General features: G+C 43.9%; 23 protein-coding genes. 11 read left to right on the plus strand and 12 right to left on the minus strand.

The annotated features are described in order from the left end of the window. Positions 1-103: 103 nt before the first annotated feature. The 4 genes from TY87_RS11505 to TY87_RS11520 all read right to left on the minus strand — a co-directional run bounded on the left by TY87_RS11505 (position 104) and on the right by TY87_RS11520 (position 6,253). A complete protein-coding gene (locus TY87_RS11505; protein ID WP_100187190.1) occupies positions 104-772 on the minus strand; it encodes a GntR family transcriptional regulator in 669 nt (222 codons plus the stop codon). Between the two features lie 159 nt (positions 773-931). After that, a complete protein-coding gene (locus TY87_RS11510; RefSeq protein ID WP_100187191.1) occupies positions 932-3,043 on the minus strand; it encodes a TonB-dependent receptor family protein in 2,112 nt (703 codons plus the stop codon). A gap of 46 nt (positions 3,044-3,089) precedes the next feature. Further along, positions 3,090-5,138, minus strand: a complete 2,049-nt coding sequence (locus TY87_RS11515) for a TonB-dependent receptor (RefSeq protein ID WP_084122289.1) — start codon at positions 5,136-5,138, stop codon at positions 3,090-3,092. A gap of 218 nt (positions 5,139-5,356) precedes the next feature. Next, complete coding sequence (locus TY87_RS11520) at positions 5,357-6,253, minus strand: Fe(3+) dicitrate ABC transporter substrate-binding protein (RefSeq protein ID WP_198432077.1); 897 nt, start codon at positions 6,251-6,253, stop codon at positions 5,357-5,359. A gap of 299 nt (positions 6,254-6,552) precedes the next feature. On the opposite strand from TY87_RS11520, the gene TY87_RS11525 reads away from it, so the two are divergent. Together TY87_RS11525 and gabT are read left to right on the plus strand one after the other, a co-directional pair. Continuing rightward, positions 6,553-8,019 (plus strand): NAD-dependent succinate-semialdehyde dehydrogenase, encoded by a 1,467-nt coding sequence (locus TY87_RS11525; RefSeq protein ID WP_100187193.1) that lies wholly within the window; start codon positions 6,553-6,555, stop codon positions 8,017-8,019. Between the two features lie 94 nt (positions 8,020-8,113). Beyond that, complete coding sequence (gene gabT / locus TY87_RS11530) at positions 8,114-9,391, plus strand: 4-aminobutyrate--2-oxoglutarate transaminase (protein WP_100187293.1); 1,278 nt, start codon at positions 8,114-8,116, stop codon at positions 9,389-9,391. 179 nt (positions 9,392-9,570) lie between these two features. Here the strand turns inward: gabT and TY87_RS11535 are convergent, their stop codons facing one another. Further along, complete coding sequence (locus TY87_RS11535; RefSeq protein WP_100187194.1) at positions 9,571-9,774, minus strand: hypothetical protein; 204 nt, start codon at positions 9,772-9,774, stop codon at positions 9,571-9,573. Positions 9,775-9,880: 106 nt separating this feature from the next. On the opposite strand from TY87_RS11535, the gene TY87_RS11540 reads away from it, so the two are divergent. Then, a complete protein-coding gene (locus TY87_RS11540) occupies positions 9,881-10,831 on the plus strand; it encodes a LysR substrate-binding domain-containing protein (RefSeq protein WP_100187195.1) in 951 nt (316 codons plus the stop codon). A gap of 32 nt (positions 10,832-10,863) precedes the next feature. Here the strand turns inward: TY87_RS11540 and TY87_RS11545 are convergent, their stop codons facing one another. Continuing rightward, positions 10,864-11,802 carry a LysR family transcriptional regulator gene (locus tag TY87_RS11545; protein ID WP_072839283.1) on the minus strand — a complete coding sequence of 313 codons (939 nt, stop codon included), beginning with the start codon at positions 11,800-11,802 and terminating at the stop codon, positions 10,864-10,866. Between the two features lie 429 nt (positions 11,803-12,231). On the opposite strand from TY87_RS11545, the gene TY87_RS11550 reads away from it, so the two are divergent. The 4 genes from TY87_RS11550 (at position 12,232) to TY87_RS11565 (ending at position 17,499) form a co-directional block, all read left to right on the plus strand. Further along, positions 12,232-14,121: a HAMP domain-containing methyl-accepting chemotaxis protein gene (locus TY87_RS11550; RefSeq protein ID WP_100187196.1), complete on the plus strand. Its 1,890-nt coding sequence runs from the start codon at positions 12,232-12,234 to the stop codon at positions 14,119-14,121. Positions 14,122-14,520: 399 nt separating this feature from the next. Then, positions 14,521-15,546, plus strand: a complete 1,026-nt coding sequence (locus TY87_RS11555) for a TRAP transporter substrate-binding protein (RefSeq protein WP_175550754.1) — start codon at positions 14,521-14,523, stop codon at positions 15,544-15,546. Positions 15,547-15,625: 79 nt separating this feature from the next. Next, complete coding sequence (locus TY87_RS11560; protein ID WP_072839285.1) at positions 15,626-16,180, plus strand: TRAP transporter small permease subunit; 555 nt, start codon at positions 15,626-15,628, stop codon at positions 16,178-16,180. After that, positions 16,177-17,499: a TRAP transporter large permease gene (locus TY87_RS11565; protein WP_198432078.1), complete on the plus strand. Its 1,323-nt coding sequence runs from the start codon at positions 16,177-16,179 to the stop codon at positions 17,497-17,499. The genes TY87_RS11560 and TY87_RS11565 overlap by 4 nt, the downstream gene beginning before the upstream one ends. Positions 17,500-17,604: 105 nt before the next feature. Here the strand turns inward: TY87_RS11565 and fabF are convergent, their stop codons facing one another. Continuing rightward, entirely contained in the window at positions 17,605-18,873 is a 1,269-nt protein-coding gene (fabF, locus tag TY87_RS11570) for a beta-ketoacyl-ACP synthase II (RefSeq protein WP_100187197.1), read from the minus strand. Between the two features lie 141 nt (positions 18,874-19,014). On the opposite strand from fabF, the gene TY87_RS11575 reads away from it, so the two are divergent. Next, a complete protein-coding gene (locus TY87_RS11575; protein WP_100187198.1) occupies positions 19,015-19,617 on the plus strand; it encodes a TetR/AcrR family transcriptional regulator in 603 nt (200 codons plus the stop codon). Between the two features lie 13 nt (positions 19,618-19,630). Here the strand turns inward: TY87_RS11575 and TY87_RS11580 are convergent, their stop codons facing one another. Continuing rightward, positions 19,631-20,509, minus strand: coding sequence for a LysR substrate-binding domain-containing protein (locus tag TY87_RS11580; RefSeq protein ID WP_100187199.1), 879 nt, complete (start codon positions 20,507-20,509; stop codon positions 19,631-19,633). 142 nt (positions 20,510-20,651) lie between these two features. Here TY87_RS11580 and TY87_RS11585 point away from each other — a divergent pair, with 142 nt between their 5' ends. Genes TY87_RS11585 through TY87_RS11595 form a run of 3 tightly spaced genes read left to right on the plus strand, consistent with a single transcriptional unit; the run spans position 20,652 to position 22,016 of the window. Continuing rightward, positions 20,652-21,029 carry a carboxymuconolactone decarboxylase family protein gene (locus TY87_RS11585; RefSeq protein WP_084122291.1) on the plus strand — a complete coding sequence of 126 codons (378 nt, stop codon included), beginning with the start codon at positions 20,652-20,654 and terminating at the stop codon, positions 21,027-21,029. Then, the gene (locus TY87_RS11590) at positions 21,029-21,421 is read left to right on the plus strand and encodes a tautomerase family protein (RefSeq protein ID WP_100187200.1); all 393 of its coding nucleotides are present in this window, start codon (positions 21,029-21,031) and stop codon (positions 21,419-21,421) included. Before TY87_RS11585 ends, TY87_RS11590 begins: the two co-directional genes overlap by 1 nt. Before the next feature lie 13 nt (positions 21,422-21,434). Next, the gene (locus TY87_RS11595) at positions 21,435-22,016 is read left to right on the plus strand and encodes a DUF4865 family protein (RefSeq protein ID WP_100187201.1); all 582 of its coding nucleotides are present in this window, start codon (positions 21,435-21,437) and stop codon (positions 22,014-22,016) included. A gap of 122 nt (positions 22,017-22,138) precedes the next feature. Here the strand turns inward: TY87_RS11595 and TY87_RS11600 are convergent, their stop codons facing one another. The 4 genes from TY87_RS11600 to TY87_RS11615 form a co-directional block, all read right to left on the minus strand. Beyond that, a complete protein-coding gene (locus TY87_RS11600) occupies positions 22,139-23,275 on the minus strand; it encodes a Gfo/Idh/MocA family protein (RefSeq protein ID WP_072839291.1) in 1,137 nt (378 codons plus the stop codon). Positions 23,276-23,286: 11 nt separating this feature from the next. Next, entirely contained in the window at positions 23,287-24,336 is a 1,050-nt protein-coding gene (locus TY87_RS11605; protein WP_072839292.1) for a Gfo/Idh/MocA family protein, read from the minus strand. Beyond that, positions 24,336-25,115: a ThuA domain-containing protein gene (locus TY87_RS11610; protein ID WP_011977865.1), complete on the minus strand. Its 780-nt coding sequence runs from the start codon at positions 25,113-25,115 to the stop codon at positions 24,336-24,338. The genes TY87_RS11605 and TY87_RS11610 overlap by 1 nt, the downstream gene beginning before the upstream one ends. A gap of 163 nt (positions 25,116-25,278) precedes the next feature. Beyond that, positions 25,279-26,244: a LacI family DNA-binding transcriptional regulator gene (locus tag TY87_RS11615; RefSeq protein WP_072839477.1), complete on the minus strand. Its 966-nt coding sequence runs from the start codon at positions 26,242-26,244 to the stop codon at positions 25,279-25,281. Between the last annotated feature and the right edge of the window lie 27 nt (positions 26,245-26,271).

A 26,271-nucleotide genomic window follows, 5' to 3' on the forward strand; every position in this document is an offset into this window, starting at 1 on the left:
AAGAGATACAAGGTCGTGCTTTAGCGCGTCAGGGACTTGGATTTGGTGTTATCAGATTTTTTGACGGCCTGAAGGCCGACCTACATTAGAGCGGTTAGGGACGCTACCGCCGCGCTGCGGTAATCCATTCAAGCACTTGGAACTTGGTATTTTCAATATGAGAGCGGAGCTTGTCTGCGGCTGCATTGACGTTTCGTTGGCGAGCTAGCATTAGTAAATCGCTATGATCTTGCTGGGCGCTTTTTGACTTATTCAACTGATCAATGTGCATACTCACATAGCGATTGGATTGTAAGCTTGCACGCTCTAATAAGTTACTTGTGAGTTTCCTGTCGGAAGCAGCATAAAGTGCACTATGAAACCTTGCATTTAAAGGTCCCCAAGCCGCGACATCGCCACTTTGATAGGACAATTCCATCTCTTTAAGAATACTCTCGCAGAGCTCAAAATGTTCGCCTTGCATCAAGGGGATAGCACGAGTGAAAAGATCCACCTCTAGCATCATTCGTACATCAAAGATTTCAGCGACTTCTTCTAAAGTATGTTTGGTCACGGTGGCGCCACGGTTGTTGGTAAACACCACCAGCCCTTCTGCATCAAGACGCTTCAACGCTTCACGAATTGGCATGCGCGAGACATCGTATTCTTCCGCCAATAACTCCTGACGAATGAGTTCACCTTCAGCAAGGTCACCAGACAAAATACGCTGACGCAAATCTGCCGCAATAATATCGGGAAAACTCTGACGAACCACAGCTCTTTTCTGCGCCAATCTCTTACTCCTTCGTGAGCTAAGCCTTCGCGGCCTAAACACTTCACAATCTAAAGTGTGGAAGATTGGGCTATTATACGCAAAAGCGCCGCTAACGTGAGGTTAACGGCGCTTTTTTTATAGCTCATATCTTAAATTATTTTAAGCCGATCGATGCATTTAGAACGTAAGATTACCTGTCACGCTATAAGTACGGCCTAGGGCAGGGTAACGACCAACAGGACTGGTATCAACGCCGCGGAAGTAGTATTCCTTATCAAATACGTTGTTTACAGCGACATCAATACTCAACTTGGTTTTACCCGCTTCATAAAGATCTTTGCTGACGTTAAGATTCCAAACCGTATAAGACGGAATTTTACCTGTCGATCCATTAGCATCTTCCTCAGTCGTGTTACTCGCATCAGAGAAAGCGTCACTGTAGTAATAGCCAGACACAGTAGATTGGTAACCAGCAAAGTTATAACTCGCATCCCAAGAAAGCTGATGTTTTGAAGCGTCAATCAGCTGATTACCTTTATTCGCACCTTCTTCATAAGTCGCATCTAGGTAGGTATAAGCCAAACCTAAACTCAAGTCAGGCAAAGATTCTGGCCCATAGCGACCGGATAACTCAACGCCTTGGTGAAGAGTTTTACCCGCATTTTCAAAGGTTTGTTCTCCAGCAATCCATTCCAGCTGATCTTTATAATCAATTCGATACAAAGCAACATTAAAAGCGTTTCGTCCATGGGTATAACGCGCGCCGACTTCATAGTTCCAGGACAATTCGCCGTCTTTATTTCCATCGCCACGGATTGATGAAATCTGCGGTGCACGCAAGGATTTTTGTGCATTGGCGTAAGACACCCAGTCATCCGTCAAGCTATAAGCAACCGTCAATCCAGGTAAGGCTTCGTTAATCTGATTGCTTCTCTGTTCCTTGGTCGTACCATTATCTTGATAATTCATATGAACCGATTCAAAACGGACACCGGGTGTGACTTTCAAGCGATTATTCATCAAACCAACTTCATCACTCACATAAGCTGCAACCGCATCCGTATCCATTTGCCAATCACGAGGTACCGTTACCGCACCTGTAGAAATTGAAGTTTGGCGTAATTGATAATCGATGTCTTCGTTCACATAACGCATACCTACAATAAGGTTTTGCGTCACTGACTCAGGTGAACCAAATGCCACAGATAATTTGGGCTCCACCCCAAACACATTGAATTCACGAGGCGAGTTACGGATATCAGTAGAAGCAAACCGTGGATCAGACCAAGCTACGCCAGAAGTTCCGTTGTAACCCCATACAAAATTGCGTGTATCACGATGACCAAAGGTCAGTACTTCAAATTGCGCGGCGTTGCCCCAGTCTAAATCTTGTAAAAACTTTAAATGCCAACGTGTGGCATCGGCTTCATAAGTATCGTTGGTTCGCTGAGACTGCGTTCTATCTTCTTTATATGCTTGTGGCGATAGCGCTCCCGGCATTTGCGTATCGGCATCATAACGCTGTACAAACGCTTGTAGTTCCTGGGTATCACTGATTAACCAATCGGTTTTAATTTGGAAATTCTGGATATCGGTATCGGAGTGATCACGAGCACTGTCACCATTTTGAGTATTTGCTTCAACCTGTATAGCAAAATCATCCGTCACCCAACCGCCAGTACGCAAATACAAGTTATTCAGCATATTACTGCTGTGCTCAAATCCAGTGATTCTATTGCTAATTTTCGACTCCCATTCTCTCGGAATTGACTTAGTCACCAAGTTAATCACACCGCCGACGTTATTAGGACCATATTGAACCGCAGCCCCACCGCGAACCACATCAATACGCTCTAATGATGACAAGGTTGCAGGGAAAACGGACTGTCCAGTGTGACCGTAAGGTGCGAGTGTTAATGGCACTCCATCCATTAAAAACTGAGCTTGTCCACTACGGCTGGCACTCAAACCACGAACAGAGACATTCGGTAACACACCCGTTCCGGTTTCATCTTGTACTTTTACACCCGGAACTTGCTGTAGAGCATCATCAATGGATTTTGCTGCTGTTTTAGTCATCTGTTCAGCAGAAATAACAGTCCGGCTACCTGCGTATTCTTTTACGTCCGATTCTTTTGATTCACCAATTACACTCGCGTTAACTGTAAGTGCCTTTAATTCTGTCACGTCGCTAGCCGCTTGAGCAGACAAGCCAAACATCATAGAACAGGCCAAAATTGAATAGCGGAATGTCGTACTACTTAAAACAGACGATTCTTGGATAAACATATAAAAACGTTTCCTTTAGGAGGTAGGAATGACAAAATTTTCTGATTTATAGCTCATAGCTGTAACTGACCATGAACTCAGCTGGTGAGCCGTAGCCAATCGAGTTGATACCGGATGTGCCATCTGTGGAGCCTAGGTAATACTTTTCATCAAAAATGTTGTATGCATTAAATTGCACACGATGTTTGCCGGTTTGATAAGACGCCATGGCGTTGACTGTGGTGTAGTCGCCTAGATCTACGGCTTCGTTGTTACCAGCGTAACGGTCTCCCACATATTTCACGCTGCCGCCAAAACGCCATGTATCGTTAAGTTGATAAGTCGTGCCTAGAGAAATAAGCTGATCGGACACATCGTTTGGTTTTTTACCTGTGTCGCGATCTTCTGCATCAAGGTAGGTATAACTAGCCGTTGCGCTTAATTGCTTGGTTAATTGTCCACGAGCTTCAAGTTCGATCCCTCGATGGCGCTCTTGGTTTTTGTTGACAATAAAGCCGTTCGTGTCAGTTTGAGGCTGCTCTTGATCAATTTGGAACACTGCCGCATTTAGCATTAAAGCGTCATCAAGCAAGTAAGCTTTAACCCCCACTTCTTTTAATTTCGTGGAGTAGAATTCAGCAAGCGTAGGGCTAATAAAGCTACCGCCATAAGGTAACTGCCATGATTTGGCGAAGGTTGTATAAGCAGACATATTGTCGGTAATACGATAAACCGCACCAAGACGATAACTGGTCTTATCATCGTCATTATTACTTTTAACACCGGCTGCTGTCGTTTGATCTAAATCCATATGATCTTGACGAATATTCCCGGTGAATGACCAATCACCTAGCGTAACAATATCTTGGACATATAAACCGATGGTTTTAGTCGTATTCTCTCGAGAGGCGGGAAAGCCTGGGCTAGCAACGTTATCTGCTATAGGGTCATCAATGCTTTTTGCTGGCAAACTTTGATTTCTTAAGTTCAAATCAATATCGATTTGATTGTAATCTGCACCAAATAATAATTGCTGATTGCCTACATCCCATTTCAACTCGGACTGAAGTGTCGCCGTAGTACGAGGGTCGTAGCCAAAATCGTTCACCGTTTGAGCCACTGTATTGGCACTGGTTACTGCTGATGTGGTTTGTCGAGTGCCTTGTTGCTCCAAAGTCACTCTTGTAAAGGCAACTCGATTGTTCCATGTAATATCAGGACCAAACTTAAGCTCATCGTCTATCGCTACTCTAACGCTGTCAGATTCTTGGTAATCGTTTTTACTACCAAAAAATGTGTGACGAGAGACATCCACTGGCTTGCCATCTTTAGATGGTATGCCGCGATAAGGCACAAGGTTTTGATGCATGACTTCGATATCTAAATTGACCGTATGATCATCCGATGGCTTAAATTGAAATGTTGGAGCGATAAAATAATCGTCTGAATTAACATAATCGACAAAAGAGTTCGAACGACGTACTTCTACGTTAAGGCGGCCATTAATGGTGTCGGTTAATTTAGTTGACGTATCGATTGAGCCTGAGAACTTATCGTTACTGCCATAGCTGGTGGATAAACGCGTAAATTCATCGCCATTGGCTCGTTTTGTAACTAGGTTAATAATACCGCCGGCGGAGCCTCGTCCGTACAAGGCTCCAGCAGGGCCTTTGACTATTTCTACCTGTTCTACGTTGGCTAAACTACGATACGACTGCAAATTACCATCGTCTCTTAAGCCATCTCGGTAAATATCTCGAATCGCATCAAAACCCCGAATCACAAACTGATCTCGGCTGCCTTCACCCAGCGTATTGTTAACACCCGCAACACCATCTAATGCGTCAACCAGTCTGACCGCACCACGATCTTTCATTTCTGTATCCGTTACAACGGATACAGATTGTGGAATATCTAACCATTCAGCATCAGATTTACTACCCGATGTCGGTAATTCCTGCGCATACCCTTTATAACCTTGAACCACCAAAGGAATAACTTCATCTGGCACAGATTCAGATAAATCTCCAACATTACCGTCTTGAGCGAGGGCAGAAAAAGAAGCCAAAGAAATAGCGACAGCCAAAGGCGTCAAAATGAAAGATTTGATTATCATTATTGTTTTCCACAAATATTGAATATTGAGATGAAATGCGTAGGACAAGTAAACTTACATACATTTACTTTTCGATAATAAGAACACATATCATTATTATTTACAAACAGAAATGGCACGTTGCAACTTGCGCAACGTGTTTTACAAAAGAAAATATAAAGTGAGTAGAATCAGGGTAAACGCCATTTGAGGAGGTAATAGATTAATAAATAATGATTTTAGGGGGACAGAACCCGGTTGAGATCTTTAGCTATCCCTTCTGCAGCAAGAATGCCTCGGTTTAAAGACCATAACTCGGGTGAGACTTTGATAAGTTGATTTTTCTTCTCTGCGGTAAGTAACTGAAACAATGGGTTAGTACGCCAATCATCCAGGACCGTGTGATTACCATATGAGCCGATCAACAACCAATCAGGATTCACCTTGAGTAATAATTCTAGGCTATTGGCTAAATATGGCATGTTGCCATCATCAGGAATTGGACTGGCTAATCCCAGAGCATTTAACACCCCGCCAGCGTATGAGTCTGGCCCATGCAACCACATGCCCCGAGCACTAACAATCGCAAACTGTACACTTCCGACCGACGTCATTTTTTCAAATACCTTTCGATAGCTAGCCATGATGGCTTTATGTTCGCTAAGCCTTGCCTGCATTTCTGCGTTTTTATTAACAATAATTCCAATCTTTTCAGCAGACGCAAGACTGTCTAAATAGCTTTCACCACGGCTTTTTAGCAGCAAAGTTGGGGCAATGCGGGATAGATTATCGTAGGCCGCCGCGTGCCGCTGAAAATCCGCGATAATTAAGTCTGGCTGTAGTTCGGCAATTCTCTCCATACTTGGTTGTGATCGCATTCCTAGAGAGGTCCAAGGTTTCAGTTTCGCCTTAACTTCTGGGAGTAAATTATTAGGGTCATTATCATCCGCAATGCCAATTGGAGAGAGACCAACCGCAACAAGCGCATCCACAAAAGACAACTCTAAAACAACAATGCGCTTAGGCTCGCTGGGAAGCGTAAAAGTACCATTTTCATCTTGAATGCTTGGATAGGCCCAAGAAGATAATGACAATAAAAGAGAAATTACATAAATAGATACATGGCGAAACAGCATAAGACGGCTCTTTTTTTGATATCGCATCATATTTCAAAAGAGAATCGCTATCAATTTCATTTTTAACAACGAAATAATCCATTTGGCATTCAGAAAGCTTTCATTGCTCCACTTACAACTTTTATTAAAAACCTTCGCACTAACGCTAACAGCCTAATGTTTGAATAACATCAAACATTGAGTTGATAGCTTCTCATTTTTCAAACTGTAGCCATTGCCTACTATCGATTGGTATTAAAAGTGCAGCGTTTCGAAGCGCACTTACTAACCATTCTCCGCAGTCTAGTCTGGAGTGTTTTATGACAGCGATACTATCTCAACCTTCTCTACTTAAAAGCCGCTCGTACATTGGTGGCGAATGGGTAGAAGCCAAGTCTGGCAAGACCTTCGCAATTACAAACCCGGCGAATGGCGAACACATTATCGATGTTGCGGATTTAGGCGCAGAAGAGACAACGCTTGCCGTTGAAGCTGCCGAAAAAGCGCAAAAAGAATGGCAAGGTCGCACAGCGAAAGAGCGCGCGACACTATTGCGTCGTTGGAACCAACTCATTCTGGACAACCAAGACGACTTAGCGACCTTGATGACCTTGGAGCAAGGTAAACCGTTTGCTGAAGCGAAAGGCGAAGTGGCTTATGGCGCGTCTTTTATTGATTGGTTTGCAGATGAAGCACGTCGTTTGAATGGTGATGTTATTCCTACTTTCGCCAAAGACAAGCGCGTATTAACTATTAAACAGCCTATTGGTGTGGTGGCGGCAATTACGCCATGGAATTTTCCAATAGCCATGATCACTCGTAAAGCAGGTCCTGCGCTTGCAGCAGGTTGTGCGATTGTCATCAAGCCTTCTGACGAAACCCCTTTGTGTGCTTTGGCTCTGGCTGAACTTGCGCATCAAGCAGGCATTCCAGCAGGCGTATTGAGCGTTGTTGTCGGTAAAGATGCAAAAGCTATTGGCGGCGTATTAACAGGCCATCCAACCGTGCGTAAATTATCTTTCACCGGTTCTACACCAGTCGGCAAGTTGTTGCTTTCTCAATGCGCGCAAACGGTTAAACGTACTTCGATGGAGCTGGGCGGCAACGCACCTTTCATCGTGTTTGACGATGCCGACCTAGATGCCGCAGTAGAAGGCGCGATTGCATCTAAATACCGCAATGCAGGCCAAACTTGTGTTTGTGCAAACCGAATTTTAGTGCAAGAAGGCGTGTACGATGCCTTCGCAGAAAAACTGGCTAAGCGTGTTGCTACCTTCAAAACTGGCGATGGTTTTGCTGAAGGCGTCAACATTGGTCCGCTAATCAATCCAGCGGCAATCAGCAAAGTGGAGCAACTTGTTGGCGACGCTATGGCAAAAGGCGCGAAAGCACTAATCGGCGGCTCAAAAGCCACGGCTGCTGGCACGCAGTTCTTCGAACCAACCATTTTGACTGGCGTTACCGAAGATATGGACATTTTCTCTAACGAGATCTTTGGTCCAGTTGCTCCGCTGTTCAAATTTAAAACCGAAGATGAAGCCGTTGCCATGGCAAACAATACCCCATTTGGCTTGGCGTCTTACTTCTATTCCCAAAATATTGCGCGTATCTGGCGTGTTTCTGAAGCTTTGGAATACGGCATGGTGGGCATCAACGAAGGCATTATTTCCAGTGAAGTTGCGCCATTCGGCGGTGTGAAAGAATCTGGTAGTGGCCGTGAAGGTTCTCAGTACGGCATCGACGAATACGTTGAAATCAAATACTTGTGCATGGGCGGCTTGGCGTAAGGTTCTACCTTACTCAACCTCTCTTATCTAAATTAACAAGCGGTGCTGGCGCCGCTTCATGTACATAGAGCTTGCTCTAAAGGTGAAAGACAAAATGAAAAACGCTGATCTACAAAAACGCAAAGAAAGTGCCATCGCTCGTGGCCAAGCTAATATGGCACCAGTGTATGTTGACCGCGCTCTAAATGCAGAAATTTGGGACGTGGAAGGCAAACGATATATCGACTTTGGTGCAGGTATCGCCGTTGTTAACACGGGCCATAACCATCCAAAGGTAAAAGCTGCAACACTGGCGCAAATAGAGCGTTTCTGTCACACATGTGTGATGGTCAGCCCATACGAATCTGCTGTGGCGTTGGCTGAGAAGCTAAACGCGGCGGCGCCAGGCAATACACCGAAAAAATCTATCTTCGTCACAACCGGCGCGGAAGCGGTAGAGAACTGCGTGAAGATCGCTCGCGCTCACACGGGTCGTCCTGGCATCATTGCGTTTAACGGTGGTTACCACGGCCGTACTAACATGACCATGGGCTTAACAGGCAAAGTGAACCCTTACAAAATTGGTTTCGGTCCTTTCCCAAGCGATATATTTCATGTTCCTTACCCTAATGACTACCTAGGTATCACTGAAGAAGAAGCGCTAGCGGATCTACAATTACGCTTTACTTGCGACATCGAGCCATCACGCGTGGCGGCTATCATTATCGAGCCAGTTCAAGGCGAGGGTGGTTTCTACAAAGCATCATCAAGCTTCCTACAAAAGCTTCGTAAGCTATGTGACGATCACGGCATGCTATTGATCCTTGATGAAATTCAGTCTGGTTTTGCTCGTACTGGTACTATGTTTTGCCATGAACAAGCAGGCATCGAAGCCGATCTTATGACCACAGCTAAAGGCATCGCAGGCGGTATACCTTTAGCTGCTGTTGTCGGTAAAGCAGACATCATGGATGCGCCAATTCCTGGCGGTTTGGGCGGCACTTACGGTGGCTCTCCTATTGGTTGTGCGACTGGCCTAGCCGTTTTTGATGTTATCGAAGAAGAGAAACTATGCGAACGTGCGACGCTAATCGGCAAACGTTTTGTTGAGCATCTAAAAGCGCTTCAAGCTGACTTTCCAAACATTATCGGTGACGTACGTAACTCAGGCGCGATGATCGCAGTGGAATTCGTACATGACGGCGATGTGAATAAGCCTTATCCAGAGCTTGCGAAAAAACTGTCTGCAAAAGCGTCTGAAAATGGTTTAGTGCTGTTGTCTTGCGGTATTCGCGGCAACGTTATTCGTTTCCTACCTGCTTTGACCATCGAAATGGACATCATTGACGAAGGTATGGAAATCTTCAAACGCTGCTTTAAAGAGCTTGTATAAGCTTCTTATTGGAGCGACTCACTTGAGTAGCTCTTTTGGTAAACAAAGCTTCCGCTTGCAAGAATGATCTTGCTGCAAGCCACTGTGGTAACACGGTGGCTTTTTTTATGCGGATTTTTTATTTGCAGCGCTGAATACTGTAGTTGAAAACAACAGTATTCATTAGATAATCTGAGAAGTTACTGAGAATCTTTGGATCGTGTCTCTCCTCGCTCAGTATAGGGCGGAAGCCCCATATCACGACGCAAGTAAGCCGGTAAATGACGAGTAGTTGCCATTTGCTTTCTGGTGATACGTCTGGCTTTTTGTACTTCATGTCTATCCTTTAGCCGTTCATAACTTGCTAAAATTTTCTGATTCAACCACAACAATAACGTCCACATACTCACACCTCCTGTTGATAAGAGCTTTATTGTGTCGTCAAAAAGAGGTAAAAACGAATGCTATATTCTTACAGGTTAGATTAGAAAATCTTATGGATGATGTTTTATGAGCAATCGCGTTACTCACCTCAAAGCCGCCCATTATTTTTCAGTAGCGAGCCAGACACTAAGTTACACCAAAGCCGCAAAACAACTGAATGTATCGCAAGCGGCAGTGAGCCAGCAGATTCGTTTATTAGAAGAATACCTAGGTGTGCCGTTGTTTTATCGTTCTGGGCGTGATATGCGGCTAACCAGCCAAGGGCAAGTTCTAGCAGAACATCTAGATCAAGCGTTTGAACACATTGGAAAAGGCTTAGAAAGCGTCAAACTCGAACCGCTTGAAGGAACATTGCTTGTCTCTGGACTACAAAGCTTTGTGTCTTTATGGTTGATGCCAAAGTTATGGCGCTTCTCAGATCGTCAAAAAGACATCACCGTAAAACTCTTCTCATCAGACGAGAGCAGAGACATACATGCAGGAAAAATAGATGTCGGTATCGATGATAATCAGCATCTAACGGTCGATAGAGCAGATACGGTTAAACGAACACTTATCTCATCTGACATCATCCCCGTTTGCTCGCCATCATTAGCCGCAAGAATTGGCTTATTTCAACCTACTGATTTATTAAAGTGTTGGATGATTCAAGTAGACGATTCATCTTATCAATGGAAAACTTGGTTTGAAGAACTGGCAATTTGCCCTATTCGAAATAAAAGCATTCTTTGGGCAGAAGTAAATTCTTGGTATATGGGGATCAGCGCGGTAAAAGCGGGTCACGGCGTCTTTTTATGCCCGAAATTTATGGTTCAAAAAGAACTAGATGAAGGAACCCTCATCCAAGCCTACCCAAAAGCATTAAACACCAAGATAGAATTTCACGCTTATTACGCCAAAAACTCCCCTAGGAAAGCCCGAATTGAAGCCTTCGTCGACTGGATGAAAGAAGAAAGCAACGGACAGAGTGATGCCCCCATAAAAACCGAAAACCACCAGCCACTGCCTTGGCCTTAATTAAAATAAGGTACAGTCTTATTAAAAAAACATCAATAAGGTGCAGAAATTAGCTCTTCTACCGTCTGATGTAACACTTTCAGGAATAATTCGCGGGGTTTATTAGGTTGGGTGGTTTTCTTGCAAATCACGGCAACACCTAAGGTGTAAGAACGGTTTTCTGGCGCTACGGCAACGATTTGTCCGGACTCAACATATGACTCAGCATAGCGTTCAGGCAAGAAGCCTATGTATCGACCTGATAGGATCAAGGCTAAGCGGCTGTCATAGAAATACGAGATCGCCGTGAGGTTCATCTGGGAAATCTGTTCGCTGACCGCTTCATGTGGTTTCAAACCCGCGTGAGTGGCAGGGTATTTGTCCACTTTTTCATCTTGGTCTTCAACGGACATAGTGGCTAATGGATGATCCTTCCCGCAATACAGGTAACAATCGTCGCTGTATAAATGTACGTAACTTAAACCGTCCAATTTGCGATGATAGGGAATAAAACCTATATCGGCTTCATCATTCAAAATCATGCGCTCAATGTTAGACATAGAAGACACGTTAGTCGTGATCAAGACTTCTGGGGCTTCAGTCGAAAATCGCTGGATCATTTCAGGGAAATGGCTACGAGGATCAAGGCTCACTTTATCGGAAAGGGCAAGACGCAGTTTGCCGGTTAAGCTGGCATTTAGGTTGTTTACCGTGGTTCGAAATGCATCTAATGATTCGAGTAGATTCTCGGTCATTTTATAGATGATAACGCCTTCTTCCGTGAGAGAAAATCCACCTCGTCCACGTTTACACAAGACAAGGTTCAGGCGCGCTTCTAGATTGGAGATATGCAGACTGATGGTAGATCGACCAATATTCAGAGAGGTTTCCGCAGCAGAAAAGCCTCCGCAATCGACTACGGTTTTAAAGACTTTTAGCTGTTTGATCTCATAATCACCGACTTGCCCCAGTGAGTAATTTTTAACACTCATCGCCTCTCCCCATGTGTACTGACATACATTTTATTATTCTAGGCCTGTGCAAACCAAACAATAGTTAGTTCGATGTGCGGTATGGCTATGATACGACGAGCACAGGCCGCAGATAATAAATGATCGTCGCAATTTAGTTCGTTGATTCTCTAACTTTACATTGATTTATGCGACTTTCATCCCCCTTTCTGCTTCTTTAAGGTAAGAGAGGTCGGTTACCGCAGCAAAATGTCTTCATGATGACGTTTTATGCATTCAGGATGATTCGTATCCGCTTGATTAAACCCTGAAATAAAGCGTCGAATTCTGGCCTTTCATTTCATTCTTCCAGCACATTATTTTGGCCTGTTTGTCTTGCTTGATAAACAGGCCTTTTTTGTCATTTTGATTGCTTCCCTTCTTTTCAGAAAGGGTCTAAAGGAGGTTGATATGTCCATCGCGTTATCCGTTCGTCAAAAGCTAATTGCTATTGTTGTTTTGGTTTGTATTGGGTACGCGGGGTTTGGCGCTTATTCCATTTATAACTTGTCGCAAATGTCGAATGCGTCCGACGATGCCACCGAGCTGAGCAGGCTAACCAGTGAAGTCAAAGACGTTGAAATTGCTTTACTAAAATTTGAACGAGAAATGGCAACGCTTTCACCTGATAATGTTAATGCTATCAGCCAAACATTAGTAAGAATAAAAAACGAGACCGCCGCTGGATTTAGCATCAGAGCAGATTTACTCGATGCCGAAGGCAAGACGTTATTAGAGAATAGCCAAGCCTTACAGCCTAATTATTTATCGGCACTTGAAAGTCACCTGCAAAATTTAACCACCCTCGGGTTAAGCGGCGAAACTGGCGCGCTGGGGCGTTTAAACCAATCCGCACAAGCCTTAGCTGAACAACTCAAATCATTAGCAAGCTTTGCCTCTAGCTTTAAAGAAGTGAGAGCGAGAGAAAAAGACTTTCTTGCTTACAGCGATGCAGAACATCAAGCCGATTTACAGGCTGCTATTCAGGCACTGAGAAATAATGTCGATAACATCGGGTTTGGCGATGTATTTGGCCCAATGATCCAAACCTATGAGGACGCATTGGTGCCCGTTATTACCCTGTCTATTACCTTAAAAGAACAGCAAAGCGAACTCGCATCATTAAGTAATCAATATACCCACGCCATGGATGAGAGTGCTAATTACCTGCAAAACACCTTACTAGCTCAGGCGCAAATACGCTCATCAGAAACCGCCAAGCAAGCGCGCAGCTCTTTGGTCATTGCTTGTGTCTTACTTGCACTTGTGATCGGTCTTATTTTGTCGACGGTGATTCGCTCTTTAAATCGCAATCTAAAAGCCGTTTTAGCGATATTAAAAGAAGTAGCGCAAGGCAAACTGCGTTCACGTCAGCAAACGCTCAAATCAAGCAACCCAGATGAGTTCCAGCAGCTTTTTATTGCCTCAAACCAAATGTCTGACAGTTTACGCTTGTTAATCAGTCATTTAATAAACAGCAACGAAAAGCTGGTGCTCACAGCCGATGAGTTGGACAGTGGTATTCAAATCATTGTCAGCGGCAGCGAGCGTATTCGTGATCGAAGTAACACTCTGGCCGCCTCTACAGAAGAAATATCCGCCACCGCAGATACGGTGCAATCCATGACACAAAACGTTCAAAGCGCAGCAAAACTGGCTTATGAATCCGCAACCAGTGGCGTGAGTGCGATGCGTGATGCCATGACCAGCATCAGCGACGTGGCGGAAACTATTCAAGACACCAATGAACGAGTCGCTCGTCTTGGTACGCTGTCTAAAGAGATTGACGTGGTTATCGAGCTCATCGTCGGTGTGGCAGAGCAAACGAGCTTATTAGCACTTAATGCAGCAATAGAAGCGGCTCGCGCTGGGGAAGCAGGGCGAGGTTTTGCCGTGGTGGCCGATGAGGTCAAAACACTGTCTGAGCAAACAGTCAAAGCTTCGGGCAGCATCACCGAAAAAGTCGAAAACATTCAGAAGGAAACTCAAGCTGTCATTGATGCCATGACGTTGAGCCTAAGTAAAGTTGGCCGCAGTAAAGAGCAAGGCGAAAACGCTGTCTTGACGATTCATCAAGTCGAGCAAAATACCCTAGAGGCAATGAACAATACGCAAGAAATTACCCAAGCCATTAAAGAGGTCGCATTGACGACAGCACAAATGGCACAAGACATGGACATCATTGCCCATGACATTAAAGACAACCACAGTGCCACTCAATCTATTCAGATGGCAAATAAAAATGTTCACCACCAAACCAAAGAATTAGCCGACCAAATCCAAGGTTTTGACGTGGCTTAACAGTCAAAATCCTTGAAAAGGGCTTCCACTAAAAATCACGAAGCCCCAATTTGGGGCGGTAATAAATTACAAGCAAAAGACTCGACTGCATATTTAAAAAAGCAAAAAAAATGCACGTTTTCAACATCATAGATCAATAATATTCACACTATTGGTGCATTCAACTAATCTATTTTTTGCACCGATTTAGGTCATTGAGCCTCTTTATTGTGCACTCTATTTCAGTTAGTTATATGATTTATAACAAATTTTGGCTTTTTGGATTGTTTGATGCTCACAAAACTTTAGATAGATTTTGTGAGCTTTATTGCTCTTAGGCTTTTTGAAAGTATCGAGTACAAGGTGTCACAACCACAAAGGCGTGACTTTTTTATGCACTTTTGCTCTCGAGGTAGCTCAATGATTAAGGCGATACTAAAAGTAAAAAAACGATTGGTTGTAAGTTCTCTAGCGGTGGCCCTTGGATTAGGCGCTGTCGCTTCTTCTGCTAACGCTGCAGACTATAACTGGCGCTTCGCTAACCTATACAGCCGTGGTTCTGCCTTCGGTGCTGTGTATGAAGATTTAGCAAAAAACATTGAGACTATGTCCGACGGCCGCATCAAGGTACAAGTTCTTTATGACGGTGAAGGTGTTGGTTCTTCTGGTATTTTTGGTGCAGTAAAAACAGGCCTAATTACTATGGGCGCGACGTTCCAATCTTTGAACGCAGGCGAACTTCCAGCTGGTTTGGTTGAGATTGGCCTACCTGGTGGCACAAGTGATGTTGGTGAGCTAACTACCTTGTTTCAAGAAAAAGGCTGGGCGCCAATTCTTAAAAAAGCGTACGGCGACCAAGGTCTAGTTTGGCTTGACCCTTACATTCAGCCAGCGGTTTACGTTATCACTAAGAAACCAATCAATTCTATTGAAGACTTCCAAGGCTTGAAAATCCGAGCGCCAGGCGCATACGGTAAGTTCCTACGTAACCTAGGCGCTTCTCCTGTTTCTCTTGCTTGGTCTGAGATCTACACAAGTCTTTCAACTGGCGTAATCGACGGTTCTATCGGTTCTAACATGATCGACCACCGCGATGGTAACCACGTTGAAGTAGCGAAATACATGTACCCACTTCCTCTAGCTGGTGCACAAGTGTTACCTATTATCGTTAACCAAAGTGCTTGGAACAAACTTCCAGCAGATCTAAAAGCCATTGTTAAAGCGGCGACAACCGTTCACGCTCAAGAGCAAATGACAAAGTCTAGACTTTGGGAATCTGAAGCAATTGCTGACATGGAAGCGAAAGGCCTTCAGTGGAGCCCTGAGCCAAGTGCAGCAGATAAAGCAGCATGGAAAGATGCAGGTTCTAAACTTTGGGATGAGTACGCAGCTGCAGACAAATACAGCAAAGAGTTGATTGACGTTCTTCGTAAAGAGCAGAAATAATCTACTCAGTAATAACTAAAACGGCCTTCACCAAGAAGGCCGTTTTACTTTTTCGATCCATCCTTACAGGTACAAAACAATGATAATGACTGCGATTAGGCGCTATTGTCTTGGAGTCCACGCGTTGGTGGCTTTCATTGGGAATTCCGTTTCCTATCTTATGCCAGTATTAGCATTTGTCGTTGCTTTCGAGGTTTTCTCTCGTTACATCTTAGATAGCCCAACCATTTGGGCCTACGACACTTCGTTATTTATCTTTGGTTATATTGCGGCATTAGGCGGCGCTTATGCCCAACAGCAACGTGCCCACATCAATGTCGATATCCTTTACAACAAAGTCTCAGCTCGAACGAAAAGCATATTTAACCTATTTTCATTCGCACTCGCCATGTTCTTTATGGTTATCGTCTGCAAAATGAGCATAGGTAAGTTTGAAGAAGCACTCGAGTTTAACTACCGTCGTCAAAGTGAATGGGCTCCTCACATGCATCATTATTGGCTAATGATGGCAATCGCTAGTGTGCTACTTATTCTGCAACTTTCCAGCGATTGGATTGATTCATTACACCAAGCCATTACTGGTAAACCCTTATTACCAGAAGCACCGGCAGAACAAGAGGAAGCCGCACAATGATTAGTATCGAATTATTAACGGCTATTTTATTCGCCTGCATCATAGCATCGTTTGCCTTAGGCGCACCGGTTGGTTTAGCGCTTGGCGGTATCGCGATGGGCATAGGTTATATGACCTGGGGCGATGCGTTATTTAACGTTATTCCTACCACGCTAGAATCCACACATTTTAGTTTTATCCTACTTGCCATCCCTTTGTATATTTACATGGGTCAATTGCTCACTCGATCTGGCATTGGCGATGCCATGTTTAACGCCAGCCAAATGTTAATTGGTCGAGTACGTGGATCGTTGGCCATAAGCGTTATCGTGGTATGTTCGATGATTGGTGCCATGGTGGGTATCATTGGCGCAGGCATCATGACGTCAGGCAGTATCGCACTGCGTCCGATGCTTGAACGTGGCTATGATAAACGTCTCGCATTGGGCGTTATTATGGCGGGTGGCGGCTTAGGTATTTTGATTCCACCTAGCATCCCGATGATCATGTTTGCATCGTCTACGCAGAACTCAGTAGGGCGCATGTTTATCGGTGCCTTGATTCCAGCGCTTATCACTATCGTCTTGCTGATCGCTTACGTAGTGATTTCGTGTAAGTTAAACCCAAAGCGCGCGCCGATGGATGTGGTGCCAGAAGTACAGCCAACTCCAAAAGAAAAGTTCCTAACCGCTCGCGATGGCTTATTGTCTCTGCTGCTGATTGTTGCCGTGCTTGGCAGTATCATCATGGGGATCGCGACACCAACAGAATCTGGTGCTATCGGTGTAGTTGGTGCCATTGTTCTAGCTATTTTCTTTAAACGCTTCAAACCGCGCATGGTACAAAAAGCGGGGATGCAAGCAGCGTTGCTAGTCAGTGTGGCGATGTGGATTATTGTTGGTGCGTCTGTGTTCAGTAACTTCCATTTGCTGATGGGCGTGCAAAACATGGTGGCTGGTTTCACTCAAGATTTGGGTTTACCGCCAATCGTCGTCATCATGTTGTTCCAATTAATCATGCTGTTGCTGGGCTTCATTATCGATGAATTTATCATCGTCTTAATGTGTGCGCCCATCTTTACGCCGATCGCTGTATCGCTGGGTTATGATCCAATTTGGTTTGGTATCTTGATGATTCTAAACATTGAGATCGCCGTACAAACGCCGCCTTATGGTTTTGCCTTATTCTACCTAAAAGGCATCGCACCTCCGGGCATCACCATGTTGGATATTTACAAATCTATCCTTCCATTTGTGCTGTTAAAACTTTTCGTCTTGATCATCGTAATGATGTTCCCAGAATTGGTAACTTGGTTGCCTAGCCAATTAATGGACTCATAACTTTCATCTAATTCGTAACGGTTGCTCATTATCATTAGAAAGGAACAAAGCCAGTGCGAAATACACTGGCTTTGTTGTTTGTATGGACGGTGATCTTTTCATAAATCAATATCGCTTCAATATCAAAGCCGCGTTTACACCACCAAAACCAAAGCCATTACACAACACGTACTCGACACTTTTTTCACGTGAAACCAATGGGATAAGATCCAAGTCGGCCATGCTGTCTTCTGGATTCTCAAGGTTTAACGTCGGAGGCAAAATGCCAGTGATTAACGCCTGCGCACTGAAAATAGTTTCTACGCCACCCGCAGCTCCCAACAAATGACCTGTCGCGGACTTAGTTGAAGAGATCGCCACCTCTGTGACTTTTTCACCAAACACTCGACGCAAGGCGTTAATCTCACCTCGATCACCAACCGGTGTAGATGTCGCATGCGCATTCACGTAGCCAATTTGATCAACTGAAATACCCGCCATGGTCAGAGCCGTTTGCATAGCACGAGCAGCACCTTCGCCATTTTCTGGGCCAGACGTAAGATGATAAGCATCCGCACTGGTGCCGTAACCAACGATTTCAGCCAATGGTGTCGCGCCTCGAGACAAGGCATGCTCAAGGGTTTCTAGTACCACTAAGCCAGCACCTTCGCCCATAACAAAGCCTTCACGATCTTTATCAAAAGGACGAGAAGCTTTAGCTGGAGCATCATTTCGCGTAGAAAGCGCCTTCAAGGCACCAAAGCCAGCAAGAGACAATGGATCGATGCAGGCTTCTGTACCTCCTGCCAACGCCACTTTTGCTTCTCCCGTACGCAATAGACGCATTGCATCGCCAATAGCTTGTACGCCCGCCGCACAAGCTGTCACCGGAGTGCCAATCGGTCCTTTAAATCCATATTTAATCGAAACGTTACCTGCCGCAAGATTGGCAAGAAAGGCAGGAACCGTAAAAGGCGACAAACGTCGAGCACCTTGCTCTGTTAAAACAGATTGCGCATGAGTAATGGTCGGTAAGCCGCCAATCCCCGTTGCAATGATGGTTGCGGTTGCTTCTTGGTCTTCAGCAGTCGTTGGTCGCCAATCGGCTTGGGTTAATGCTTCTTCGGCTGCAGCCAGAGCAAATAATGTAAACAGATCGACACGTTTACGATCTTTAGGTGACAGATAGTCCGATTCATTCAAACCATTAGCTTGTTCCGTATGACTTGGAACTTGTCCCGCAATATGAGTGCTTAGCCCTTCCGACAAAGTCGTCGGTAACAAACGAATGCCAGATTCACCACGAACCAATCGATCCCAGACAGAAGCCACACCTAAGCCAAGTGGTGAAACCAAGCCCATACCTGTAATAACAATACGTTCTTTAAGCGACATGAGATAACCCTCTTAAGTTTCAGCAGAAAGAAAGCCACCATGCTAAAGTGAGTCTATATATGATCAAGATAATATTTAGATTCCGATTTATACTGGGAGTCTCAATGGGATATACAGGAGCTCACCTAGGAGGTTTTAACTATGTCTTACACACCAAGACACAAAGAGCAAACTAGACAACGGATATTACAAGCCGCAGCAAAACTATTTTGCTCGAACGGCTTTGATCGCGTCACGCTTAACCAAATCATGCAAAAAGCCAATATGACACACGGTGCCTTTTATGCGCATTTTTCCGGTAAGAGCAGCCTGTACGAAGCCGCCATGCAATTCGCTACCTCCAATGGTTTTTGGGCACGAAATGACAAGCAAACCGAAAACAATGAAACACATCTAAGAGCATTGGTTACTCGTTATCTAAGCTGGAGTCGCAGCGACAAAGAACATCCATCGCCATTGGAGTTTTTAGTGACCGATGCCGCACACAAAGAAGAGAAAGTTCGCCAAGCCTATCAAGCTTGTTTTGACAGTCTGGTTGACCGTCTTGCAGGGATTCTAAAAAAACGTGGTAGCCAAGAAGCCGAAGCACTTGCAGAAGAGACCGTCGTGTCCTTAGTGGGAACCGTCGCCATCGCACGGTCTTTTGCGCAACCGCTGCAAAGTGACTTTTTAAAACGCGCCCAAGAACGCATCGTCAATCGACTTAACAGCGGATTAAAAAATAGCGTGCCAGTGGAAGGTTAGAAGCAGGCTCACATTAATAAACCCAGCGAGGGAATGCCTGTTTAAGTTCAGTAAGTACGGTTTCTTTCAAACTCTGAGCTGCTGTATTCAATCCGTCTGCTTGCATAAGACAAAGCATAAGATCTGGCAACCTTGGTAACCATTCTTTTTCTAGAACGACCAATGAGTCAGGACGACCGGCTGGAGTACGAACCGTAATGCCTAAACCCGCTTCTGTTGCAGACCACACACCCGATAAACTATGACTAGACATAGCCACCCGCCAAGGAATTTCTTTTGCATCTAACGCTTTTATCGCGCTCTCGCGCAGTAAACACGGGCTCTCAAATAATACTAACGACAATGGCATTTGTGGATCAGCAAGAGCCTCTGGAACACCAATCCATTGCATTGGAAATTGACCAATTACCTCAGTATTCTTAATAACGCTTTCCGTATTATTCCAGAGTAAAACGAGATCCAACTTTCCTTGTTGAAACCTTTCAATCAAATTTCTATTACGTGAAACTTGCACATCCAATACAACATCAGGATTCGTCCGATTAAACTGCGCCAGCATATCGGTCAAAAACCTTTCTCCAAAGTCTTCTTGTAGTCCTATTCGAACAATACCGGATACTTTAGGTTGTCGTAATGCCATCACCGCATCATCGTTCACAGCTAGCAAACGTTTAGCGTAGGAAAGCAGCTCTTCGCCAGCCGGAAGCAGTACTAAACTTCGTCCAGATCGTTTGACGATGGGTTGCTCAAGCTGTGCTTCTAGTTTCTTTAAGTGAGCGCTAACTGCAGAAGTTGAACGATTTAAGCGCTCAGCCGCTTCGGCAAAGTTACCCAACTCAACACCTAATACAAAACTGCGAAGTGCTTCCAAATCTAGCGTCGGTTTACGCATGACAAGTTCCTAATACATTGATCCTGATTTTCAGGACTATTATTACCATATATTTTGATTTTTTAAACATAAGAAAAACTTTAGTCTCATTATCCAACGTCAACACATCAACTCATTAGCGCATTAATTAGAGGGGGAATTCATGAACACATCATCATCGAATCTCGATAAAGAAATAATGAAACCCACAGAGGCAGAAAAAGCATTTGGAGATATAGCACCGTTCTTTGCCTTAGTAACAGACGAGATTTTATTCGATCAAGTCTGGCAAAGACCACAGCTCAGCTCAAGAGAGCGAAGCTTAATTACGGTTGCTGCATTAACCGCTTTGTACCGAACAGAACAGCAAACGTTTCATCTGAAAAAAGCCATTGAGAATGGTTTGAGTGTAGAAGAGCTTGCAGAAGCCATGACACATTTAGCCTTTTATGCAGGCTGGCCTTGTGCAGCGACAGGACTTGCAAGCTTAAAAAAACATCTCGCAACAGAACAACAGAAACAGACAGAAGAGGTGAAGTAATGCCATTCACACACATTTATATTTCAGCAGACAAGCCTGATGGCTATGTGAAAAAAGTCTCTCAATCACTTCACGAGGCATTAACTGAATCGTTTTTAGTACCTCAAAAAGACTGCTTCCAGATCATCAACCGCCTCACAGATAAACAACGTGTTTATGACAAAGATTATGCTTGTCAGGTAAACCAAGCTCGAAGTAAAAACTGGTTATTATTTGAAGTTACGGCTGGTAAACCTAGAGACACCAAAACCAAAGAATCTTTCTATCAAATGTTATCAACAAAACTAAATAACTCTGTCGGGCTTAATCCTGCAGACCTCATGGTCATTATTTCAACAAATCAAACTGAAGAATGGTCATTTAGCAACGGCGCAATGGCGACCTTACCTTGAAAGGAGAGTAACCATGATTGTAATGCAATATAGCTTCACTTTACCGGCTAATTACGACATGCAAATCATCCGTAATCGGATTGCAGAAAGCGGCCTTAAATTAAACGGTTTTCCTCAACTTATCTTTAAAGGTTACTTGTATTCAATTAAGGACGATAACGAACTCGACTCTCCTAAAGAAAATCAGTACGCGCCTTTTTATCTTTGGGAAAGTAATGAAGGCATGATCTCTTTTCTAGCAAATCCAGGGTATCAGCAGCTAGAGAAAGATTTTGGAAGGCCTAGAATAAGTTATGAAATCCCAATTATTTATTCAAATAAAACAAGTCTAACAAGTGCGAAATACCTTAAAAAAGAAGTCATTCACATCTCTAGAGATTCAAATATTGCCGATATTATTGAACAGGAAAGGGCGTTAGACACTGATACCTTATCTCCCATTGAAAACATTTTAGTAGCCTATATCAGCAGTCTAGATCCAGAGCAATGGTTGCTAACACGCTGGACATTTTGGACTTCACAAACAGTAGAGAGAAAGGAAATAACCGATGTTTTATCAAGAGATTGGTTTCACATTGGCTATTTGGCGCAATGAGCATGTATTTTATTCGCTTGAAATAGAATGCAACATAAGAAAAATAACATGATAGTCACTACTAGCCCGTTACAAAATTAGTTACTTTGTAACGGGCTAGTAAACAGGCTACTGCTTTGCAGTTATTCCTGAATTATGCACTCAACTTCACACCAATTACCTTGGTCATGGGACTGTAAACACGCTTCAACAAAACCCATATCCTTAACCGCCTGATCGACATTTGGGTAATACAAAAAGTCCTTTTCCGATAATGCTAACCGTATATGCTTATATACATTTGCAAAAGCTTCTAAGTAACCTTCTGGATGGCCTGCTGGAATACGACACAAAGCGTTTAAACGCTCAGGGTAACCCGCGCCATTTCTAGTCAATCGTTGAGCCGGTGCTCCCATTGGCTTAAACCACAGCACATTAGGATCCTCTTGGCGCCACTCAATCGTTGCTTCACGACCGGTTAAACGAAAACCAAGATCATTTTCATGCCCCGTCATTACTTGTGAAGCCAATATCCGACCTTGCAGTATATTGTCACTGTAACCTAATTGAATATCCGCATGGTCATCAACTCTTCTCCCTGCGACAAAAGTAGCCAAGCGTGCATTTACCGACGATGCAGAATAACCAATCAAATAACTAACCAAATTATAAGCATGTATGGCTATGTCACCTAAACATCCCGCACGTCCAGCCTTAGCAGGGTCAGTACGCCAAGCGGCTTGTTTTTGATCAGAATTTTCAATATCTGCGGCCAGCCAATCTTGTAGATAATAGGCATCTACCATTAACAACTCACCTAACTCTCCATTTTTGACCAATTCTCGTGCAACTTTAACCATAGGATTTTCAACATAGTTATAGGTCACAGCAAGAAAAGTGTTTCGCTCCTTTGCCAAAGCCTGTAATTCTTGAGCTTGCAGCAATGAAACAGTGAGAGGTTTTTCACAAATAACAGCAATCCCACGATCTAAAAAAGCCTTAACATTGTCGTAATGCAAAAAGTTAGGTGTGACAATACTCACCACCTGAATGCCATCTTCTCGTTGGCTTTCCACCTCAGCCATGGCATTAAAGTCAGAGTAGGCGCGGTCTGTCTCCACACCTAGTAATTTAGCGGATGCTTTTGTTCTTTCAAAGTTAGAAGAGAAGCAACCAGCGACAAGCTGGTAGCCTCCATCCAGACGAGCGGCCATGCGATGAACATCGCCAATAAACGCACCATCTCCACCACCAACCATTCCCCAATGCAATATAGCCATCCAATACTCTCCTAAAGTTGCACTGTCTGACCCAACTGATCGGATTGTTCGCAGGCATCCAACACTCGTTGTACCTGCAATCCAGCGTCAAAGTCAGGCTGGTCCTGTACGCCAGACAGAATACTTTGAATAAAACGCTGATATATATTGAGAGTTTGTTCGCATTTAACTTCTTTCCAAATCCCCTCAATGACATCCTCATCAAGACATACTTCTAAGCGATCCCATTCCTCGCCTAGCTTTAATGAGACTTTCACCGCCCCCTTGTCACCATGAACAACTAACCGCAGGTCATTGAGGTTTCCTGTTGCCCAACGAGAAGTATGAATAGAGGCCATGGAACCATTTTGCATTCGAGCGGTGATCAATGCGCTATCATTGGCATCGAGATGGTATTCACCTATCTGATTATTTTCAGCTTTGTCGAAGGTCGTTAGAGTACAGTTCACACTAGCAAAGTCACCAACGGGAAAGCGAACAAAGTCGAGTATGTGAACACCTACATCGCCCAGTACACCTTTACTGCCATGCGCACTTGATAGCCGCCACAACCAAGTATCTTCGGTCTTCCAATCCCCCCATTTAGGAGATACTAACCAACTCTGCAAATAACTTGCTTCTACATGACGAATGTTACCGATACGTCCCATTGCAATAAGCTCCCGTGCTTTTTGTAATGAATGAGCATTTCGATAACTTAAATTAACCATATTTATGCACTTAGCTTTTTTTGCAGCGTCAGCCATTTCTTTGGCATCCGATGCATTGAGAGCTAATGGTTTTTCACATAACACATGCATTCCCGCTTCAAGTGCTTGAATCGATAGATTTTTGTGAAATGGATCCGGTGTCACAATAGAGACTGCGTCCACCTGACCGCTGCTTAGTAGAGCCTCTACCGATCCAAAGGCATAAGGAATATTATGAGCCTCAACAAAGCTTGCAAGGCGCGAAGCATTTAGATCGCATGCCGCGACCACTTCGCAATTGGCTATTTTTGAAAACTCTTCTGCGTGAACTCGCGCCATACCGCCAGTCCCAATAATGCCGATACGAATCATTATTTGAAGCCCTCTTCACCAGGCTTATGCAAACCTTCGCCTTTAACTTCAATAGGGTTTGGAGCTTGATCAGCAGGGACACAAGGACATGAGTCGATCCAGCGGCTACCCTCAGGCTGAGACCATTTCACCGCATTTTTTAGAACACGTTTCACCTTGTCATCATAGTAAATTGGATAGGTTTCATGGCCCGGACGGAAATAGAATATTTTGCCATTACCACGACGATAGACAAGACCTGAACGGAATACTTCCCCCCCCTCAAATGCACTGATGAAAATTACTTCATCTGGATTTGGTACGGCAAACGGTTCGCCATACATTTCAGTATGAGGTAACTCAATATAGTCTCCCACGCCTTGAACAATAGGATGACCAGGGTTGACCACCCAGAGTCGTTCACGTTCACCAGCCTCACGCCATTTTAGAGAACAGGTAGTTCCCATTAAACGTTTAAATATTTTGGCATAATGACCGGAGTGAAGGACTAATAACCCCATTCCCTCAAGTACACGCTTCTGAACCCGATCAACAATTTCATCCGCAACATCACCATGAGCAGCATGCCCCCACCAAATCAAAACATCTGTGTTTTCTAGTTTTTCTTCGGTAAGACCATGCTCTTTATCCTGCAAAGTAACACTAGTTGCTTCAATATCCTGATCTTCATTCAAGCCTGCAGCAATGCAGTTATGCATACCATCAGGATAAATGCGAGCGACCACTTTATTGGTTTTTTCATGGACATTTTCCCCCCACACAGTCACTTTTATTGTCATTTTTTTCTCCTAGATATTATTTTTTTGATGATGGAAAACAAAACAAAGTAAACGTTTACGTAATTAACTTAAACGTTTACTCAAAAAAATAAAAGCCTTTTTGGAAAAATTTAATACAAAAAATTTCGAAGAATAAGGGAAGATATAGCTAGATAAAGAAGAGTTAAGCGCTCTCTCGGCTAACTAGTCGTGTCATCACTTCAACAACACGTGGAGGAAGCCCATCTAATTGCTCTGACAGCAAACTGACAGCTGCCTCAGCAATCTTGGGAATATCTTGATGGATAGTTGTAATCTTATTAGAGAATCGTGGAAGGTCGTCAAAGCCCGTTACAGAGATATCTTCAGGAACTTTGTACCCAGCATCTTCTGCGGCTTGAATAACACCAACCGCTAATTCATCATTTGCACAAATCACAGCGTCGTAAGGGAAAGGCTCAGATGACTGAAAATGCTCCATCATCTGACGATAAGCGCTTAGAGAAGAGCTAATTTGGCGAGGCACATTATCAAAATTTTCTTGGAGTCCTAGTTCACCAATCGCTTTTCGATAACCACGTAATCGCCCTTGGCTTGTTGAAATGTCGATATTTTCCCCTAAAAAAAGCATATTTTTCCGACCTTTTTTAAACAAATAGTGTGTAAGTTTATACACGCCATTTGCCTCATCAATGACAACAGAAGCACCCACCCCTGTTTCTAAAGTAACGTAGGGGAACTTTTGACGATCAAAAATTTCAGGCCGATCATCTTCTGTAGCGCCTAATAAAATCGCTGAGCTTGCCTGTGAAAACACTTCCTCAATATTTTCGTAAGCAAATAAAACCGGCACTAAACCCTTTCGATGTAAATATAAGGTTAATGCTTGATAAAGATGAACGAAGTAAGGCCTATCAGAAAATTCATAAGGAGAAGGGGGCATACATAGTGCAACAACTGGGGTTTTTCCAGAGATTAACTGACGAGCCATGACATTCGGTTTGTAATTAATCTCTTCACTCAAAGATATAATTCGCGCACGTAACGCTTCACTAATGCCAGGTTTTCCATTTAATGCTCGACTTACCGAAGCTATAGAAACACCAGCTAAACTGGCTAGTTCATGAATCGTAACGGACTTATTACTCATGCGAATATGATCACTTCTGAATGATTT

Source organism: Marinomonas sp. BSi20584 (assembly GCF_002792415.1).
Taxonomy (GTDB): Bacteria; Pseudomonadota; Gammaproteobacteria; order Pseudomonadales; family Marinomonadaceae; genus Marinomonas; species Marinomonas polaris.

What these genes read in the sequence shown, in the direction of transcription:
- TY87_RS11590 (WP_100187200.1), top strand. Translation starts at nt 21,029, where the DNA reads ATGCCATTCACACACATTTATATTTCAGCAGACAAGCCTGATGGCTAT.
- TY87_RS11535 (WP_100187194.1), bottom strand. Translation starts at nt 9,774, where the DNA reads ATGTGGACGTTATTGTTGTGGTTGAATCAGAAAATTTTAGCAAGTTAT.
- TY87_RS11595 (WP_100187201.1), top strand. Translation starts at nt 21,435, where the DNA reads ATGATTGTAATGCAATATAGCTTCACTTTACCGGCTAATTACGACATG.
- TY87_RS11510 (WP_100187191.1), bottom strand. Translation starts at nt 3,043, where the DNA reads ATGTTTATCCAAGAATCGTCTGTTTTAAGTAGTACGACATTCCGCTAT.
- TY87_RS11600 (WP_072839291.1), bottom strand. Translation starts at nt 23,275, where the DNA reads ATGGCTATATTGCATTGGGGAATGGTTGGTGGTGGAGATGGTGCGTTT.
- TY87_RS11545 (WP_072839283.1), bottom strand. Translation starts at nt 11,802, where the DNA reads ATGAGTGTTAAAAATTACTCACTGGGGCAAGTCGGTGATTATGAGATC.
- gabT (WP_100187293.1), top strand. Translation starts at nt 8,114, where the DNA reads ATGAAAAACGCTGATCTACAAAAACGCAAAGAAAGTGCCATCGCTCGT.
- TY87_RS11565 (WP_198432078.1), top strand. Translation starts at nt 16,177, where the DNA reads ATGATTAGTATCGAATTATTAACGGCTATTTTATTCGCCTGCATCATA.
- TY87_RS11540 (WP_100187195.1), top strand. Translation starts at nt 9,881, where the DNA reads ATGAGCAATCGCGTTACTCACCTCAAAGCCGCCCATTATTTTTCAGTA.
- TY87_RS11575 (WP_100187198.1), top strand. Translation starts at nt 19,015, where the DNA reads ATGTCTTACACACCAAGACACAAAGAGCAAACTAGACAACGGATATTA.
- TY87_RS11610 (WP_011977865.1), bottom strand. Translation starts at nt 25,115, where the DNA reads ATGACAATAAAAGTGACTGTGTGGGGGGAAAATGTCCATGAAAAAACC.
- fabF (WP_100187197.1), bottom strand. Translation starts at nt 18,873, where the DNA reads ATGTCGCTTAAAGAACGTATTGTTATTACAGGTATGGGCTTGGTTTCA.
- TY87_RS11550 (WP_100187196.1), top strand. Translation starts at nt 12,232, where the DNA reads ATGTCCATCGCGTTATCCGTTCGTCAAAAGCTAATTGCTATTGTTGTT.
- TY87_RS11585 (WP_084122291.1), top strand. Translation starts at nt 20,652, where the DNA reads ATGAACACATCATCATCGAATCTCGATAAAGAAATAATGAAACCCACA.
- TY87_RS11520 (WP_198432077.1), bottom strand. Translation starts at nt 6,253, where the DNA reads ATGCTGTTTCGCCATGTATCTATTTATGTAATTTCTCTTTTATTGTCA.
- TY87_RS11580 (WP_100187199.1), bottom strand. Translation starts at nt 20,509, where the DNA reads ATGCGTAAACCGACGCTAGATTTGGAAGCACTTCGCAGTTTTGTATTA.
- TY87_RS11515 (WP_084122289.1), bottom strand. Translation starts at nt 5,138, where the DNA reads ATGATAATCAAATCTTTCATTTTGACGCCTTTGGCTGTCGCTATTTCT.
- TY87_RS11525 (WP_100187193.1), top strand. Translation starts at nt 6,553, where the DNA reads ATGACAGCGATACTATCTCAACCTTCTCTACTTAAAAGCCGCTCGTAC.
- TY87_RS11615 (WP_072839477.1), bottom strand. Translation starts at nt 26,244, where the DNA reads ATGAGTAATAAGTCCGTTACGATTCATGAACTAGCCAGTTTAGCTGGT.
- TY87_RS11605 (WP_072839292.1), bottom strand. Translation starts at nt 24,336, where the DNA reads ATGATTCGTATCGGCATTATTGGGACTGGCGGTATGGCGCGAGTTCAC.
- TY87_RS11555 (WP_175550754.1), top strand. Translation starts at nt 14,521, where the DNA reads ATGATTAAGGCGATACTAAAAGTAAAAAAACGATTGGTTGTAAGTTCT.
- TY87_RS11560 (WP_072839285.1), top strand. Translation starts at nt 15,626, where the DNA reads ATGATAATGACTGCGATTAGGCGCTATTGTCTTGGAGTCCACGCGTTG.